Origin of the sequence: Flavobacterium anseongense, from assembly GCF_021608185.1 — a bacterium.
Lineage (GTDB): Bacteria > Bacteroidota > Bacteroidia > Flavobacteriales > Flavobacteriaceae > Flavobacterium > Flavobacterium anseongense.
Genome location: NZ_JAKIHN010000012.1, coordinates 1 through 18,597 on the forward strand (window position 1 = coordinate 1; position 18,597 = coordinate 18,597).

Consider the following 18,597-nt stretch of genomic DNA (forward strand, 5'->3'; position numbering starts at 1 on the left):
TGTATAGGTTTTAGCTCCTGTTCCGCCTGTTGCGCTGAACGTGATTGAACCTGTACCTCCGAAACATAATGGGTTAGTTCCCTGAGCGGTTAAGTTAACTGCTGTTGGAACGGTAATAGTCACCTGTTCTGTATCTGTACATCCGTTAGCATCTGTAGCCACGATAGTGTAAACTCCTGCTGCTAATCCCGTTGCCGGTGATGTAGCTGCATTGCCGTTTACAGTATAGGTTATAGCTCCTGTTCCGCCTGTAGCACTGAACGTGATTGAACCGGTACCTCCGAAACATAGTGGATTAGTTCCCTGAGCGGTTAGTTCAACAGCTGTTGGAGTCGAAACGATTCCTGAACCAGGATTCGATTCACAACCCGTTTCATTTGTAACAATAACAGAATAAGTTCCCGGTACACTAGCACTAAAAGTAGCTACATTCCCCGGATTAATCGCACCTAGTGGCACTGTCCACACATAAGTATATGTTCCAACCGGATCAACAGTTGCCGTAACCTGAGCACTTCCTCCAGCACAAGTAATCGATGGTGAATTAACTGTTACTACCGGAACTTGTCCTAAAGTACCTCCAACAAAGTCATCCAAAGAAGCTGTAATTGATTGTGATGATCTTGTTTCAAGTAAAACTGTTGCAGAACATGTAAAGTTCGTGTTACCTCCAATTGTACTTAAATCTACAAAACCTTCGTAAAATTCGTTTACTTGATAATTTAAAGGAGTTCTTGGTAAAAATCCCCAACCAGTAGGAACCGGATAACCCACAGCATTATTCTCTGCAACAACACTGGCAATATTTGTAGTCTCTAAATTATTATTTGAATTAGGCACATATGAAGAACCCGGAGTAACAGGCTCTCCTCCTACCCATCTATATACATTTACTGTACCCAATCTACCACCATTGGTAAAATCGGCCAATACCAATAAATCTCCACGAACATGTGGTGGCTTAAAATTCTTTAGGCCATTCTCGTCAACAGGATGTGTTCCATTCAAATAGAACCAAAATCCAATTTGGGCATCCCCATTATTAGAAGTCCTGTCTCCCGCAAATACTAAAAAGGTACCATTAAGTGTTTGTGTTACATTATTGGCATCTACGTATCTTACCTGATTACCAAGTTGAAAAGCACCATTTGCTATATCATTTTTAGCCTTGGTTTGGCTGATTGACCATTGCAAATCCGCAGCAAAGAAAAAATCCTTGGAACCCGTAGTGAATTGGTTATCCACTTGCCCGTTTCCAAAAGCATCCTGCACGTGTAACGTGCTTGCATTTCCTGACCAATCTGCCGGATTACCATCAACTGTGATGGTTTGCGCTGTTAAAAAGTTAGAAAATAAAAAAAGTACAAATAACATCGCAATGCTAATTATACCTTTATTTTTTTTGTTGCCTCTGTCATCAAGGCAGTTACAATCCGTAGTGTTTGATTTCGAAAAATCAAACTTAAGACCACTTTCTCCTTCGTTTGTGACATAACTGTCACAACAGGGAAATCCTAGAAATTGTAGTAATGTACTTTTTTTCATAATGTTAAGTATTTATTAAGTAAATACCACATCACAAATAGGGTCAGGTTAGTAATTTGGGAAATGATTAAAAGACTTGAAAATCAAATTATTCAATCACTTAAAATTAAAGTAGATTTTAAATGGGATGTTAAAATTAGATAGAATTATAAATAAACGTTAAAAAAAACGTAAGTTTTCTACGAACAAATCATTTTCATCGACAAAGTGCATAAAATTGGTTAAAAGCAAATTTCAATTTAAGTTAATTTAGGTTTTAGTTAACTAAATTATATTGAAAACAATGGGTTATTACCAGCGCTAAATCGCCATCACAAATTGATATAAGCTTTATTGTAATAGTAAAGTCTGAAATCTATTTATAAGTGTGAACAGAAGCACATGCAATTACTTTCGATTGAAACGGAAACTCATTCGAGGGCCGGAAAGTCCTGTAAATACTCAAAAGTTTATTTTCTATTCCTTTTAAAATAGATAACAACAAAATGACTTTTTACTTTAAATCTATTTTGTAAGTCCTTCTTCTTTTAAAGGTAACAGGGTCGAAATGCTTCCACATATTATGTATGGCATGATTGTCTTCAAGTTCAGGAGTTCGGATGCAGTTTTGAATTCCCTTCTTTGAAAAAACAGTATAATATTCATTAAAAATAATAGCGGTAACTCCCTTGCTTTGATATTCGGGAGCAATACCTATTAAATAGAAAAGTACATCCTTACTTTCTTTCTTTGCTTTAAGCAAATGATAAAATCCAAACGGAAACAGCTTCCCTTTTGCTTTTTGCAATGCTTCTGAAAAACTTGGCATCACTATACTAAAAGCAACCATATTGTCATCTTTATCCATTACAAATTTGATGTATTCCGGATTGATAAAGCTTATGTATTTTTTCTTGAAGTAATCTTTTTGAACATCGGTAATCGCAACAAAAGAAGACAAGCCGGCATAGGAAGCATTAAACAAATCAAACATCTTGTCTACATAAGGCATGATGTCTTTGGTATTCGTAAAGTTAAGTGCAGTAAGTTGGTAGCGTCTTTTTATTAGTTCATTCGGTTTTACAAAAAACTCTGTTTTTACATTTGAAAAAGGGAATCTGTTTTCGAGATATTCTTTCTCCTTTACATAACCCAATCGTTCCAAATGATCTTTGTAATACGGATAGTTATACCAAGTAATCATCGAGCCTATTTCATCAAAGCCTTCAGTAAGTACTCCTACTTTATCCAAATTTGAAAAACCCATTGGTCCTTCAACATATTCCAGATTGTTCTTCCTGCCCAATCCATAGACTTTCTCCAGCAAAGCTTTTGTCACTTCTATATCATCGATAACATCCCACCAGCCAAAACGCACTTTCTTCTTTTGTTGCTTATTGACTTCATCCCAATTAATGATAGCCGCAATTCTGCCAACCACTTTATTGTCTTGGTAGGCCAAATAGAAATTCGCCTCCGCAGATGTAAACGCCGGATTTTTAGTTTTATCAAAGGTTTCCAACTCATCATTGATTAACGGTGGAACCCAATAAGGATGGTTTTTATATAAGGCAAACGGAAACTTGACAAACTCTCTGAGCAGTTTTTTCGAATTGGCTTCAACTATGGCAATCATTATTTGGTCTTTTCTAATTCGACTTCGTCTTTACGTTTTTTTCCTTTATCTTTTTTCGATTTTTTATCTTTCTTGTCTTTCTTTTTATCGTTTTTTATCCTTTTGTAATTTGTTTCATAATTGCTGTCAAAACGCCATGCCATTCCAACATTTGCTAAAACCAAAGAAGGCGTGTCTTTCACATTTTTGGTAAAAGACGCATCCAATTGAATATTTTCGCGAACCAAATAAGCGGCACCTAGCCTGAAAACAGTATCTGCATACCAATCACTTTTGTAGCCCTGGAATTCTAAAAATCCGGACCAACGCATATTAAATCCTCTTGTCATAGTGGATATGATTCCCAAAGTCGGATAATCGGTCATGTACTTATCAGCAATAATATTGTTAACCCAAACCCATTTGCTTCCGAAATGATTTTGGGTAATAACCATCACTTTCGGACTTATAGTTCTGTCTGTCGGAAACGTAAACGGATTATTTCCCAAATTAAAATTAACACCTGCATACACCGCAACAGCAGGAATAAATTGTTTCCAATTGAATTTGTGATTAGCTTTCCAACTATAAATGTTTGGCTTGTCTTGTTTGATAAACGGATCATAAATCAAATATTTCGCTCCAACTGTTATTTGTTTGAAGCCGCCACGCGTATCATTAATCAATGGTGCTGTGTACCAATCGTATTGGTATTGTGTATTTAAAGCAAACTCAAATTGATCAAAAAAAGCACCGTATCTAACATCGAGTTCTGTTCCGAAACCATTGGCCTCATAACGCGATAAATTGTGTTCTTCTTTTATGCCATACAATCCCGCTTCTGCCTGAATTACCGTTTTTCCCACTGAAAATGCCGACATCGATTTTCCAGGTCTGTTCGAATTAATTATGTCGGTATACTGTGCATACTGAGTAGTCGAAATCAGCAAAAAACCAATCGAAAGAACTTTTTTTATATTCATCATAAATCAAGAAATTTAAGCGTTACTTCTTAGTCTTTCAAAAGTAGTATAATTTATTATTTATTTAAGAAGTCAAAGCGAAATTTAAATTATGGAATTTAGTATTTTTGACAAAAATTATATATTCAATGGAAACTGCATCTTTCAACGGTTTGTTAAAAGCCATACTTTATATCTTAGCTTTTTACTATATTTTTAAGTTTTTAGCGCGTCTGTTTTTACCTGTCCTAGCCAAAAAAGTAGTTGAAAAAGCATCGCAACAATATCAGCAACAACAAGAGAATTATCATAACCAAAATACTACTCAAAATCAAACTACCGAAAAGCCAAAAGAGAAAAAAATCGTTGGTGAATATGTTGATTTTGAAGAAATAGAATAAATTAGTGTTGCTGTTTTAGATAACAGACAACTATAAACCATCAACCAAATTACATGAAGCAACTTCAAAAGTTCTACCCGCATCTATTAGCCATAATTGGTTTTATCGTTATCTCATTAGTTTACTTCTATCCTATTTTGCAAGGCAAAAAAATTTACCAATCCGATATTGCAAAATATACCGGAATGGCGAAAGAGCAAATCGATTTCAGATCCGAAAATAATGCCGAACCGTATTGGACAAATTCCTCTTTCGGCGGTATGCCAACGTATCAATCGGGTGCTAATTATCCGAATGATTATATCGGAATGCTGGATAATGCTATTCGGTTTTTACCTCGTCCTGCGGATTATTTATTTCTATATTTCTTGGGATTCTATGCTTTGATGCTGGTCTTTAGAGTCGATCCTTTAAAGGCATTTTTTGGCGCACTCGCTTTTGGATTATCAACATATTTGATTGTCATTATTGGTGTCGGACACAATGCCAAAGCACACGCCATTGGGTATATGCCGTTAGTAGTTGCTGGGTTTATTTTAGTTTTCAAAAAGAAATATTTGCATGGCGGAATTTTAACCATGCTCGCCGTTGCTTTAGAAATTACGGCCAATCACTTTCAGATGACCTACTATTTGTTGCTGCTTTTGATAGTGATGAGTGGCTATTTTTTATACCGCCTTGTACAGGAAAAGGATTTAAAATCATTACCGAAAATAATAGGAACATTTGCTGTTGCAGTTATTCTTGCTGTTGGTGTCAATGCCACGAGTTTGATGGCAACCAAAGAATATGCTGATTTTAGTACACGTGGCAAAAGCGAGTTAACGTTCAATGCTGATGGCTCTAAAAAAGAAAGCAACATCGCAATGGACCGAAGTTATATCACAGAATATAGTTATGGTATTTTAGAAAGTCTAAATTTATTTGCACCAAGATTATTTGGCGGTGGCAACAACGAAAAACTTACCGATGATTCGCATGTCTATAATTTCATGCTCAACTATGGTGCATCTCCGGAAGAAGCAAGAGAACTTACCGATAATTATGCCGTAACCTATTGGGGTAATCAACCGCAGGTAGCTGCTCCGGCTTATATTGGCGCGGTGGTTTTCTTCCTTTTTGTCTTGGCATTGTATCATGATAAACGCAAAATAAAATATGCTTTTCTTGCCGGAGCCATATTCTCATTGCTCCTTTCCTGGGGAAAAAATTTAGCATTCCTGACGGATTTCTTTATTGATTATGTTCCGATGTATGACAAGTTCAGAGCCGTATCTTCTATTCAGGTTTTATTGGAATTATGCATTCCGGTTTTGGCAATTATGGGTTTACAGTCTTTCTTTATGGATGAAGAAAACCGTTGGAAAAGCTTATGGAAAACCGGAGCTACAACTTTGGGAATTATAGTATTGCTGTTTGTAGGTAAAAGCATGTTCAACTTTGTCGGCGAAATTGATAGCCAGTTAATTGATGCTTTGAAACAGCATCCTGACAAATCATTTGGAACCCAATTCATAGATGCATTAAGAGAAGACCGAAAAGATTTGTATTCGGCCGATTTATTGCGTTCGGGTTTTTTGATTGCTATTAGTTTTGGGGTGCTTTACTTCTACATTAAAAATAAATTAGCCGCAAATACTGCAGTAATTTTAGTTGGATTATTTATGGTTGGTGATTTGTTCTTTGTAGATAAAAATTATCTAAGTAACGACGGAAAGCAATTCCGAAGTGCCTATGAAATTGACAATCCGTATCAGCCAACACAAGCCGATTCGCTGATACTTCAGGACACAACTCACTTTAGGGTTTATGAATTAGCCGGTGGCATTTATAGTCCGCGTTCTTCTTATTTCCATAAATCAATAGGTGGTTATAGTGCGGTTATGCCAAGACGTTTTAAAGAAGTGTATGAGCATCTTTTCGAAAAAAGCATGGGCGATTTGGGAAGTATTATTGACCCGCAAACACTTTCGATTACCAAAAGCATCCCTGTCATCAATGCGTTTAATATTAAATATTTGATTGTTGGCACCGAGAAAGGCGATATTCCAATTGTCAATCCGTTTCATAATGGCAATGCGTGGTTTGTAACCAAAATTCAGAGTGTCAATTCCGCCGATGAAGAAATCAATGCGTTAGGTAAAATTGATACTAAAGAAGTTGCAGTCAGACAAAAAGAAAAAGATGAAAAGTCGTTAGAAATTTCTCTGCCATTTGTGAAAGACAGTTTAGCTTCTATTAAACTCGATTTATACAAACCAAACCATTTAATTTATACTTCAAACAATCCACATAATGGTTATGCAGTTTTCTCCGAAATCTATTATAAATTTGGATGGAAAGCAACTATTGATGGCAACGCAGCGATAATCGACAAAGTAGATTACACTTTACGTGGAATGCATATCCCAAAAGGAAAACACACCATCGAATTCAAGTTTGAACCACAAGTTGTAAAAACAGGAAGTACGATTGCGCTGATTAGTTTCATAATTATGGTATTGGTAATTATTGCCGGAGTCTATTTCGACAACAGAAAAAAGACGTAATGTCAGCACCTAAAAAACTTTTAATCATCACTTATTATTGGCCGCCAGCCGGTGGACCCGGAGTGCAGCGTTGGTTAAAGTTTGTGAAATATTTACCCGATTTTAATATTCAGCCGATAGTTTATATTCCGGAAAATCCAACCTATCCAATTATAGATAACGGTTTGAAAAGCGAAGTTTCGGATAAAGCGATTATCCTCAAAAACAAAATCTTTGAACCTTATGGTTTAGCTTCTTTTTTTGGCAAAAACAAAACCAAGAAAATCAGTTCGGGAATTATTCCAAATCAAAGAAAACAATCCTTTTTAGAAAAGACATTGCTTTGGGTTCGTGGGAATCTCTTTATTCCTGATGCGCGTTTTCTTTGGGTAAAACCGTCCGTAAAATATCTAAAAAAATACATCGAAGAAAACAATATTGACACGATAGTAACTTCCGGTCCGCCACACAGTTTGCACTTAATTGGTTTACAATTAAAAAAGGATTTAAACGTAAAATGGTTTGCCGATTTTCGTGATCCGTGGACAACCATTGGCTATCACAAAGCTTTGAAATTGTCCTCTTCCGCTGAAAAAAAACACAAAGCATTAGAACGTGAAGTGTTGAATGCTGCCGACACTATAATAGTAACATCAAAAACCACCAAGACCGAATTCGAAGCCATTACTTCCAAACCAATTGAAGTGATTACAAATGGTTATGATGTCGAAAAAGTCGAAAAGCAACCTTTAGACGAAAAGTTTACTTTAGCACATATCGGTTCATTTCTATCGGAAAGAAATCCAAGAATTTTATGGAGCGCTTTAAAGGAACTTATCAAGGAAAATAAGGATTTTAAAAACGATTTCCGTTTAAAATTAATCGGCGCTGTAAGTCAGGAAGTTTTAGACACCATTTCCGAATTCAAGTTGCATGATTACATTCAAAATTTGGGTTATGTTTCGCATCAGGAAGCTGTCGAACACCAACGAAAATCACAGGTCTTATTACTAATCGAAATCGATTCGGAAGACACTAAAAGCATCATTCCGGGAAAACTTTTTGAATACATGGTTTCCGAAAGACCAATAATTGCAATTGGTCCTGAAGGTTCTGATTTTGCTGAAATTATCACTTCTACAAACACTGGTGTTTTCTTTACTTATTATGAAAAGGAAAAGCTAAAAGCCTTACTTTTGAAATACTATCTGGGATATCAAAATCAAAATTTAAAAGTGCATGCCATTGGTTTGCAGCAATATTCGAGAAAAAGTTTGACCGAGCAGTTGTCGAAACTCGTAATTTGTAATTCGTAATTTCAAATGGGAATCGTAATTAACCAATCCATCAAAAACACCATCATTACCTATATTGGTTTTGTGATTGGAGCTGCTAATGCGTTGTTCATGTACCCGCATTTTTTAGGTGAAAAATTTTATGGATTAACGGGTTATATTTTATCGTCTGCTAATGTTATTTTTCCATTAATGGCGTTTGGTGTTCACAATACACTGGTGAAATTTTTCTCTGAATACAAATCCGAAAAAGAAAAAACGCAGTTTCTAAGCTTTGTTTTGGCACTTCCATTATTAGCAATTATTCCTATCGCCATTATCGGAACTGTTTTTTATGATGGTATTGCTCAATTTTTATCCACTAAAAATGATATTGTACATGATTATGTTTGGCAAATACCAATTATAGGTTTGTGCATGGGTTATTTTGAGATTTTCTATGCATGGGTAAAAGTACATTTACAATCAGTTTTTGGGAACTTTATCAAAGAGATTGGCTTGCGTGTTCTGATTTCCATTTTCCTTTTTGCGGTTTATTTTGGAGTGCTTTCTGTAGAACAATTTATTACGGCCACGATGCTTGTTTATTTATTGAGCACCATAATCATGTTGTTTTATGCAAACAAAGTAAAAGCTATTTCCTTTGATTTTAAATTCCCTCATAATTCTAAAGCCATACTCATCTATTCTAGTTTTATTATTCTTTCGGGCAGTGTTGCCAATATGCTTTTGGATATTGATAAAACAATGCTTAACCAATATGTAAAAATTGAAAACATAGCTTACTATTCTGTGGCAATATTTATTGCTACGGTTATTGCTGTTCCAAGTCGTGCAATGCATCAAATTACCTATCCTATTACGGCAAAACTAATGACCGAAGGGAAACACGACGAACTAAACGATTTATACAAGAAAACCTCTATTACATTGCAAATCGTTGGCGGATTGGTGCTAGTTGGTATTTTGGTCAACATCGATGAAGTATATACTTTATTACCCAAAAATTATCGAGGTGGTATTTCGGTGGTTTTTCTTATTGGATTGTCTAAATATTTCGACTTGGTTTTAGGAAATAACAATGCCATCATTTTCAATTCCAAATACTATAGAGCGGTATTGTTTCTGGGATTGTTTTTAGCTTTTTTTGCGATAACACTCAACAAGATTTTCATCCCTATTTATGGTATAAACGGTGCCGCAATTGCTACACTCATTTCGATTACATTATATAGTCTTGCAAAATTACTTTTTGTTGTTATTCGGATGAAACTATTCCCTTTTACCTTAAAAAACATATATGCTTTATTGATTGGGTTACTGTGTTTCTTCGGCTTTTATTATTGGGATTTCCCGTTTCACCCTATCCTCAATATCATCTTGAAATCAATATTAGTCACTATACTATATGTTGGGTTGGTTTACAAAGCCAATCTTTCGGGTGATATTAATAGTGTTATTAAAAATGTTTTAGGAAAAGTGAAGTTGCTTTAATTTTTTCGGCATAAATAGAACGGATTTTTTTTGTAAATTCGTTATCCAAAAATAAACCAACCAATCTCATGAAAAAATCCTTTGTTGCACTTGTTGCTTTGCTAGTCATTACAATCACTAGTTGCAAATCTGATAAAAAAGAAAACAACGATAACACCGACGCCAACTTCGCATCATTTGAAACCAAATTTTTAGATGCTTATTGGAAACAATATCCATCACTTTCCATTATTCAAGGTTATGGAAAGTATTATGACAAACTGGTTATACCAAACGCTGCTACTTTTGAAGCTAATGTGGCTTTCTCCAAAAAATGGTTGGCCGATTTAGATGCTTTGGATTATGACCAACTTAGCGATAACAATAAGATAAGCTCCAACATCATCAAAAACCAACTCGAAAGCGATATTTGGTACACTACCGTTTTTAAACAACAGGAATGGGATGCATCGATTTATAACATCAGTGGCTCTTGTGATTATATCATCAATCAGCCGTATGCGCCTTTGGATGAACGTTTGAAAATCCTAACTAAATATCTGGAGAATACTGATGCCTATTACAAAGCAGCTTTAGAAAATTTGAAGCAGCCAACCAAAGAACATATCGAAATGGCTATCAATCAAAACAGAGGCGGAATGCAGTTGTTTGGCAAATCGATTTTCGATTCTATTGCAGCTTCACATTTAAGCCAGGCTGAGAAAGATGCATTGGAAAAAAATATTGTCAAAGCACTTACTGCCATGAAAGATTATGTAACTGGTTTGGAAAAAATTGACGAGGATAAAAACTTTAAATTCAAGGATTTCCGAATTGGTAAAAAACTATTTGCCGAAAAATTCAAGTACGATATAGCTGCCGATTTTTCTCCGGAACAGATTTATGATAAGGCTGTAGCCGATAAAAAAATGTGGCACAAAAAGATGTATGTTACAGCTGATAAAGTTTGGAAAAAATACTATCCAACACAAGCCAAACCAAAAGACAGTTTAGAAGTAATCCGGATGGTATTGAGCAAAATGCAGGACAATCACGCTACACCGGCTAATTTTTATACAACGTTAAAAAAACAAGTAACCGATTTGAAAAAATTCATTATCGAAAAAGACTTATTCGATTTTGATACTGTTTCTCCACCAATCAAGGTGAGATACATGCCCGAATACGCCAGAGGATTTGCATTGGCAAGTGCCGAATTTGTGCCGCCGTATCAAAAAAAAGGAACAACTTATTACAATATTGATGACTTAACGCAATATCCGCCGGCTAAAGCTGAAAGTGCTTTACGCGAAACCAATACGTATTCATCGCAGATATTATCCATCCACGAAGCTGTTCCCGGACATTGCTTACAAGGTATTTACAACAATAAAAAATCACCCGATGTATTGCGCTCAGTATTCCAAAACGGAGCCATGATTGAAGGCTGGGCTGTATATACTGAAGGCATGATGGTAGAAAATGGTTGGGGCAATCACCAGCCTGAAATCGAATTGGCTTTAGGTGTTTGGAAACTTCGCGAATTGGCTAATGTGATTATCGATTATGATATTCAATGTCTGAATAAACCAAAAGAAGACATCGTAAAATTATTGTCAAAAGAGTGTTTTCAAACCGATCAACAGGTTGAAGAAAAGTATCATAGAGCTACCGTTTCGCAGGTGCAGCTTTGCTCTTACTATAGCGGAGCTACAGCCATTCAACAGCTTAGAGATGATTATCAAAAGAAAATGGGCGACAAATACAGCCTGAAAGATTTTCATGAAAAATTCTTGAGTTTTGGTAGTTCGCCTGTGAAATATATTCGTGAAAGAATGTTAGAATAGATAATATTAACAATAATGAAAAAAATAAACTTTTCAATTGACATCAACGCTCCCAAAGAAAAAGTATGGTACTCACTTTGGGATGACGAAAATTATCAAAACTGGACAAGTGCTTTTTCCGAAGGTTCGCATGCCATTTCTGACTGGAATGAAGGAAGCAAGATTTATTTTTTAGGGCCAGGTGGAAGCGGTGGAATGAGCTCCAAAATCAGTATCAAAAAACCTTTTCACACCATGTCCTTTAAGCACATGACCGAGATAAAGGATTTTAAGGAACTTCCAATTACTAAAGAATCAGAATCGTGGTCCGGTTCAGAAGAGCGCTATGATTTAAGTGAAAATAATGGTATTACAACAGTTACTGTAACAATTGATGTAGTAGAACAATTTGCCGATTATTTCAGTGAAACTTTTCCAAAAGCTTTACAGAAACTTAAAGAAATAGCAGAAAACGAAACAAAATCTATTACAGTCAGAATTTCTACAAATGAAAATCTTGAAAAAGTTTGGGATCATTTCACAAAACCGGAACATATAGTCAACTGGAACAATGCTTCAGACGATTGGCATTGCCCAAAATCTGAAAACGATTTAAAAGTGGGTGGTACATTTACGGCAACTATGGCCGCGAAAGATGGCTCAGTGAGTTTTGATTTTACCGGAACCTATTCAGAAGTTATTCCAATGAAAAAATTCGTTTACACCATTGCAGATGGAAGAAAAGTAACGGTTAAGTTTGACGTATTGGATAATCATGTAATTGTTACCGAAAACTTTGAACCCGAAAACATTCATTCCATCGAACTACAAAGAGGTGGGTGGCAATCTATATTAGACAACTTTAAAAAATATCTTGAAAATAAGGGATAAGGGAATAGAGATAAGGGATAAGTAAGTTTTAAATAACTTATCCCTTTTGCCTTATCCCTTATCCCTCTTAAATAAAATATGACCTTTTAAACTTAATAAAAATGGCATCAATCAACCCTTATTTAATTTTCAACGGAAACTGCGAAGCAGCATTCCTATTTTATAAATCTGTATTTGGAGGCGAGTTTCCTTATATTGGAAAATTCAGCGACATGCCGCCTTCAGAAGATCCAAACTGTCCACCACCATCGGCAGAAGATGCTAACAGAATCATGCACGTTTCCTTACCCATCGGAAATGGTAGTATTTTGATGGGAAGTGACAGCACGTCACAAAGCGGCGATGTGGTTATTGGAACCAATGTTTCGATGTCGCTTAACACAGACAGCAGAGCCGAAGCAGATAAACTTTTCAACGGACTTTCAGCTGGCGGACATATTATAATGGATATGGAAAAAACATTTTGGGGAGCATATTTTGGAATGTTCGTTGACAAGTTTGGTATTCATTGGATGATAAACTTTGATGAAACACCACAGAAATAAGAATAATAAACAAGTTCCACAAAGGCATTTCGAAAGGAATGCCTTTTTTTTAATATATTAGCATACAAAACTTTACAACCATGAAAACCAACCAACTTGTTTTATTTGCACTTCTCTTTATTTGCTTATCCAATATAAATGCTCAAAAAGCTAACTATGCTACTGCTATAAGCACGGCTGCTGATAAAATCGAATCCAAAGTTATTGCTTGGCGACACGATATTCACGAACATCCTGAACTCGGAAATCGCGAATTTCGAACTGCAGCTTTAATTGCCAAACATATACAATCATTGGGTATTGAAGTAAAAACCGGAGTTGGAATCACTGGTGTAGTCGGAATTTTAAAAGGAGACAAACCCGGACCGGTTGTAGCACTTCGCGCCGATATGGATGCGTTGCCTGTGGAAGAAAAAAACAATTTGCCTTATTGTTCCAAAGTGAAAACCATGTACAACGGTAAAGAAACTTTCGTAATGCATGCCTGCGGACACGATGCACATGTGGCGATATTAATGGGTGTTGCTGAAATGCTTTCGGGTATGAAAAAAGATTTAAAAGGTACTGTGAAATTCATCTTTCAACCTGCCGAAGAAGGCGTTCCAGCCGGAGAAGAAGGCGGCGCAGCTTTAATGATAAAAGAAGGCGTACTCGAAAACCCAAAAGTAGATGTTATATTTGGCTTGCATATGAGCGCCCAAACTGAAGTAGGTAAAATTAATTATCGTCCCGGTGGATTTATGGCAGCTGTCGGCACTGTCAAAATAACCGTAAAAGGGAAACCATCGCATGGCGCCTATCCTTGGTTTTCCGTTGATCCAATTGTTGTGTCTGCACAAATCATCAATAATCTGCAGACTATTGTTAGCCGTAATGTCAATATCACACAAAACGCTGCTGTGGTTACTATTGCTTCCATTCATGGAGGAAATAGAGATAATATCATTTCGGAAAATGTTGAAATGTTAGGCACGGTAAGAACTTTTACCGAAGATGATGAAAAACTGGTATATGCACGAATCAGACAAATTGTCGAAAAAACTGCAGAAGCAGCCGGAGCAACTGCAGAAGTTATTCTGCCATACGAACATTACTATCCGGTGACTTTCAATAACGAAAAATTAATGGCTGCTATGTTGCCTTCACTACAAAAAGCTGCAGGCAAAGAAAATGTCAATTTAGCCCCTGCCGTTACCGGTGCTGAAGATTTCTCTTTCTTTCAACAAAAAGTGCCGGGCATCTACTTTTTTATAGGTGGTATGCCAAAAGGAACCGATGTTAAAGCTGCAGGTCCTCATCATACTCCTTCATTCATAATAGATGACAGCGCCTTTAAAACCGGACTAAAAGCAACCTGCAATTTGGTTTTGGATTATATGGAGATGAATAAGAAATAATAAAAAACCCTTTCCAATTAGAAAGGGTTTTGTTTTTATAATCCGGCCACAGCCTTTATCTCATCAATAATTCGCAATGCTAACTTATCTGCTTCAGTTTGCGTTCCCGCTTCAGTATAAATACGAATAATTGGCTCTGTATTTGACTTTCTTAAATGAACCCAATTTTCAGCAAAGTCAATTTTCACTCCGTCAATGGTATTGATTTCTTCATTTTTATATTTTTCTGTCATCGCAACCAAAATGGCGTCAACATCAATTTGTGGCGTCAACTCAATTTTGTTTTTGCTCATATAATATTGCGGATACGATGCTCTTAATTCGGCTACAGTCATATCAAGATTTGCTAAATGTGTCAGAAACAAAGCCACACCAACCAAACTATCTCTGCCGTAATGTGATTCAGGGTAAATGATTCCACCATTTCCTTCGCCACCTATAATAGCATTAGTTTTCTTCATTAATTCGACAACATTCACTTCGCCAACAGCACTCGCCTGGTAGCTTCCGTTATGTTTGTTGGTGATGTCTCTCAAAGCTCGGGAAGATGACATATTGGAAACCGTATTTCCGGGAGTTTTACTCAATACATAATCGGCGCAAGCCACCAAAGTATATTCTTCGCCAAACATTTCACCATCATTTGAAATGAATGCCAAACGGTCAACATCAGGGTCAACCACAATTCCGAAATCGGCTTTTTCTTCTACAACCAATTTACAGATATCACCCAAATGCTCTTTCAAAGGTTCCGGATTGTGTGGAAAATGTCCGTTTGGTTCGCAGTATAATTTCACGCACTCCACTCCCATTTGCTCTAATAATTTCGGAATAATAATACCACCCGAAGAATTCACCCCATCAACAACAACCTTGAATTTTCTTTTGGCTACAGCTTCAGCATCAACCAAAGGCAATTCCAAAACCTCATCAATATGAATATCCATATAGGCATCATTCACCGTAATTTCACCCAACGAATCCACATCCGAAAAATCAAAAGCTTCTGATTCGGCTATTTCTAAAATCAATTCACCTTCTTTTCCGCTTAAAAATTCGCCTTTGGCATTCAATAATTTCAAAGCATTCCATTGTTTCGGATTGTGCGAAGCCGTAAGGATAATTCCACCATCAGCCTTTTCCATTGGAACGGCAATCTCAACAGTTGGTGTAGTTGATAATCCCAAATCGATAACATTAATTCCTAATCCGACTAAAGTATTTACCACCAAATTATGAATCATCGGTCCCGATATACGCGCATCCCTTCCAATTACAACTTTTAATTTTCTATTGTCATTGCTATTGATGCTGTTTTTTAAAAAAGTTCCATAAGCCGAAGCAAATTTCACTGCGTCAACCGGAGTTAAATTATCACCAACTTTTCCGCCAATGGTACCGCGAATTCCCGATATAGATTTTATTAATGTCATTTTGTGTTTTGTTTAGGAGTACAAATATAAAAAAGTTACTAAGGTACTAAGGTACTAAGGTGCTAAGTTTTTAAATGCTTGTGCTTAAAAGGCAAACTTTTTCTATATTTACAAAACAACACAGAGCAATTCTTAGTTCCTCAGAACCTTAGAACCTCAGCGCCTAAAAAACAAACATGAACTTTCTAGCGCACATCTATCTTTCAGGCGACAACGATTTGTTAAAAATCGGGAACTTTATGGCGGATAGTATTCGTGGACATAGTTATGATGTATATCCAATGGAAATTCAAAAAGGAATTCTACTGCATCGTTCTATAGATAGTTTTACCGATATGCATCCCATTTATAGGCAAAGCAAACATCGTTTACATGAAAAATACGGCCATTATTCAGGTGTGATTATGGATATTTTTTATGATCATTTTTTGGCCAAAAACTGGAGCGATTATTCGAGTGAAAACCTGCAGGATTATGCCGAAAACTTCTATCTATTGCTAAAAGAAAACTACGATATACTCACCGAAAGAGTAAAAGGAATGATGCCTTATATGATTGCCCGAAACTGGTTCGTAAGTTATTCGACTATTGCCGGTTTGGAAATGATAATGTTTCAAATGGATCATCGCACCAAAAACCGTGTTGACATGCACGAATCGATAGTTGAACTGCATAAATATTACACCGAATTCGAAACAGAATTCAAACTGTTTTTCGAAGAATTGCGTCAGCATTGCAAGGAAAAATTAAAAGAGTTAAACAGATAATTTATGAGCTTAATGATACAAAATACCGATTTCAAGATGTATTTTAGCAAATTCAAAGATTGAATAAATGTCAACGAGCAAAGCTTCCTTTTTTAAAATCATATTCAGAAGTGTTTTCAGAAGAGCTGAGAATTTAATTTACCTTCTGAAAGACAGACTAAGCGAGCGGAATTTTATCTACGTGGCGAGTGTGCTTGTAGCAATTACGTGTTCATTAGCTGTAATTATTCTTAAAAGTTTTGCACACAATATTTTCCTTTGGGCTAACAATATCAATGGGTTTTTAAAACTTCCCTACATAAATAGTTTACTGCCAATTGCCGGAATTTTACTGACTGTTTTTGTAATTCGGAATTTCCTTGGCAACAGTTTGGAAAAAGGAAGTTCCAAAATACTTTACGCCGTTGCCCGAAAAGGTGGTATAGTCCCTAAGAAACAGATGTATGCCCAAATTGTAACGAGTTCCTTAACCGTTGGTCTGGGTGGCTCAGCCGGATTAGAAAGTCCGATTGTAATTACCGGTGCAGCATTTGGTTCCAACTTCGCGCAAAAATATCATTTGTCGCAAAAGGATAGAATTTTACTTTTAGCTTGTGGTGTCGCAGCCGGAATTGGAGCAGCTTTTAATGCGCCGATTGCCGGAGTTTTATTCGCTATTGAAGTGGTTCTGACCGATGTTTCGATTTCGGCTTTTATTCCCATTATTATTTCGGCAGCAACCGGAGCTTTGATTTCGAAAGTAACATTGAGTTCGGACACAATCCTAAATTTTGAACAGACCTTAAAATTTGATTACCACAACACACCATATTACATTTTACTGGGAATATTGGCTGGCTTTGCTTCAATTTATCATGCCCGAAATTTCCAGAAGATAGAAAAGTTTTTCGGCACTTTTAAAAACAAAGGCTATCGCAGAGCTTTATTTGGTGCTACTATCCTAGCAGTTTTAATTTTCTTTTTTCCAACATTGTTTGGTGAAGGTTATGAAAGCATCAAAACACTGGCATCCAAAAACCCAAACATTTTATTAAACAACACCATGCTCGAACCATTCAAAAGCAGCGAATGGATTTTATTGGCGTTTGTTGGTGTAACAATGTTGCTAAAAGCATTTGCCACCGGACTAACTTTAGGTAGTGGTGGTAACGGCGGTAACTTTGCGCCTTCGCTGTTTGTGGGTTCGTATCTTGGTTTTTTTGTGGCCAAGACAGTTAATCTTCTTAACTTCACGCATCATTTGCCAATAGCCAATTTTACCATTGTAGGAATGGCGGGAATTCTGAGTGGTTTGTTTCACGCGCCTTTAACTGCTATTTTCCTTATCGGTGAAATTACCGGCGGATATGATTTGATGGTTCCATTGATGATAGTTTCTTCTGTGAGTTATGCCGTTTCCAAACAGTTCGAAAAACATTCAATGGATGTAAAAGCATTGGCCGACAAAGGCGATGTATTTACAAGTGATAAAGACAAAAATATTTTGCAAAGCATCAATTTTTATAATTTGGTACAACAGAATTACAAAACGCTCACACTACAAGATTCACCTGCAGAAGCGGTAACTATTTTTTCTTCCACCGACCAAAAAATAATTCCGATTGTCGATGAAAATAAAGTACTTATTGGTCTCATCGATTTTGATGAAGTCAAAGCTTTTATTTTTAATCCGAACCATGTGAAATTTATGAGCATGACTGAAATTATCAGCCAGCCCAAAGAGTTAATTCTTTTTGAAGACAAACCCGAAAAAATAATGACGCTGTTCGAAACATCCAAATCACTTATTTTACCGGTTATTCACAAAGGAAAATATGTTGGTTTCTTATCCAAAATCGATGTGCTCGAAAACTATCGTCAGCGTTTAAAAGAAATGATTATTGATTAGTTTATTATAACAATAACTTCTCAACTCTCTACCTAAAAATTCCCTGTAAAAT

Annotated in this window: 14 protein-coding genes; 10 read left to right on the top strand and 4 right to left on the bottom strand. The window is 36.2% G+C overall.

What is annotated here, in order from left to right:
• From L1S35_RS12630 to L1S35_RS12640, 3 genes are all read right to left on the bottom strand, one after another.
• Window positions 1-1,545, bottom strand: a 1,545-nt coding sequence (locus tag L1S35_RS12630) for a SprB repeat-containing protein (RefSeq protein WP_236401250.1), incomplete at its 3' end; no start/stop codon positions are given.
• Between the two features lie 493 nt (window positions 1,546-2,038).
• Entirely contained in the window at window positions 2,039-3,160 is a 1,122-nt protein-coding gene (locus L1S35_RS12635; protein WP_236401251.1) for a GTP cyclohydrolase, read from the bottom strand.
• Window positions 3,160-4,125: a transporter gene (locus tag L1S35_RS12640; RefSeq protein ID WP_236401253.1), complete on the bottom strand. Its 966-nt coding sequence runs from the start codon at window positions 4,123-4,125 to the stop codon at window positions 3,160-3,162. The genes L1S35_RS12635 and L1S35_RS12640 overlap by 1 nt, the downstream gene beginning before the upstream one ends.
• A gap of 125 nt (window positions 4,126-4,250) precedes the next feature.
• On the opposite strand from L1S35_RS12640, the gene L1S35_RS12645 reads away from it, so the two are divergent.
• From L1S35_RS12645 to L1S35_RS12685, 8 genes are all read left to right on the top strand, one after another.
• Window positions 4,251-4,502, top strand: coding sequence for a DUF4834 domain-containing protein (locus L1S35_RS12645; RefSeq protein ID WP_236401255.1), 252 nt, complete (start codon window positions 4,251-4,253; stop codon window positions 4,500-4,502).
• Window positions 4,503-4,555: 53 nt separating this feature from the next.
• A complete protein-coding gene (locus tag L1S35_RS12650; RefSeq protein WP_236401257.1) occupies window positions 4,556-7,051 on the top strand; it encodes a YfhO family protein in 2,496 nt (831 codons plus the stop codon).
• Window positions 7,051-8,346: a glycosyltransferase family 4 protein gene (locus L1S35_RS12655; RefSeq protein WP_236401258.1), complete on the top strand. Its 1,296-nt coding sequence runs from the start codon at window positions 7,051-7,053 to the stop codon at window positions 8,344-8,346. The genes L1S35_RS12650 and L1S35_RS12655 overlap by 1 nt, the downstream gene beginning before the upstream one ends.
• A gap of 6 nt (window positions 8,347-8,352) precedes the next feature.
• The gene (locus tag L1S35_RS12660; RefSeq protein WP_236401260.1) at window positions 8,353-9,819 is read left to right on the top strand and encodes a lipopolysaccharide biosynthesis protein; all 1,467 of its coding nucleotides are present in this window, start codon (window positions 8,353-8,355) and stop codon (window positions 9,817-9,819) included.
• A 68-nt stretch (window positions 9,820-9,887) separates the two neighbouring features.
• Entirely contained in the window at window positions 9,888-11,645 is a 1,758-nt protein-coding gene (locus tag L1S35_RS12665) for a DUF885 domain-containing protein (RefSeq protein ID WP_236401262.1), read from the top strand.
• A 15-nt stretch (window positions 11,646-11,660) separates the two neighbouring features.
• Window positions 11,661-12,515, top strand: coding sequence for an SRPBCC domain-containing protein (locus L1S35_RS13345; protein WP_370641069.1), 855 nt, complete (start codon window positions 11,661-11,663; stop codon window positions 12,513-12,515).
• 101 nt (window positions 12,516-12,616) lie between these two features.
• On the top strand, window positions 12,617-13,060 hold the full coding sequence (locus tag L1S35_RS12680; protein WP_236401265.1) for a VOC family protein: 444 nt from the start codon (window positions 12,617-12,619) through the stop codon (window positions 13,058-13,060).
• Window positions 13,061-13,140: 80 nt separating this feature from the next.
• Window positions 13,141-14,457, top strand: a complete 1,317-nt coding sequence (locus L1S35_RS12685; protein WP_236401267.1) for an amidohydrolase — start codon at window positions 13,141-13,143, stop codon at window positions 14,455-14,457.
• 35 nt (window positions 14,458-14,492) lie between these two features.
• Here L1S35_RS12685 and glmM read toward each other — a convergent pair whose 3' ends face one another.
• Window positions 14,493-15,890 carry a phosphoglucosamine mutase gene (gene glmM, locus L1S35_RS12690; protein ID WP_236401269.1) on the bottom strand — a complete coding sequence of 466 codons (1,398 nt, stop codon included), beginning with the start codon at window positions 15,888-15,890 and terminating at the stop codon, window positions 14,493-14,495.
• A gap of 176 nt (window positions 15,891-16,066) precedes the next feature.
• Here glmM and L1S35_RS12695 point away from each other — a divergent pair, with 176 nt between their 5' ends.
• Window positions 16,067-16,657, top strand: a complete 591-nt coding sequence (locus L1S35_RS12695) for an acyl carrier protein phosphodiesterase (protein WP_236401271.1) — start codon at window positions 16,067-16,069, stop codon at window positions 16,655-16,657.
• Between the two features lie 67 nt (window positions 16,658-16,724).
• Window positions 16,725-18,545, top strand: coding sequence for a chloride channel protein (locus L1S35_RS12700; RefSeq protein WP_236401273.1), 1,821 nt, complete (start codon window positions 16,725-16,727; stop codon window positions 18,543-18,545).
• Window positions 18,546-18,597: the final 52 nt, after the last annotated feature.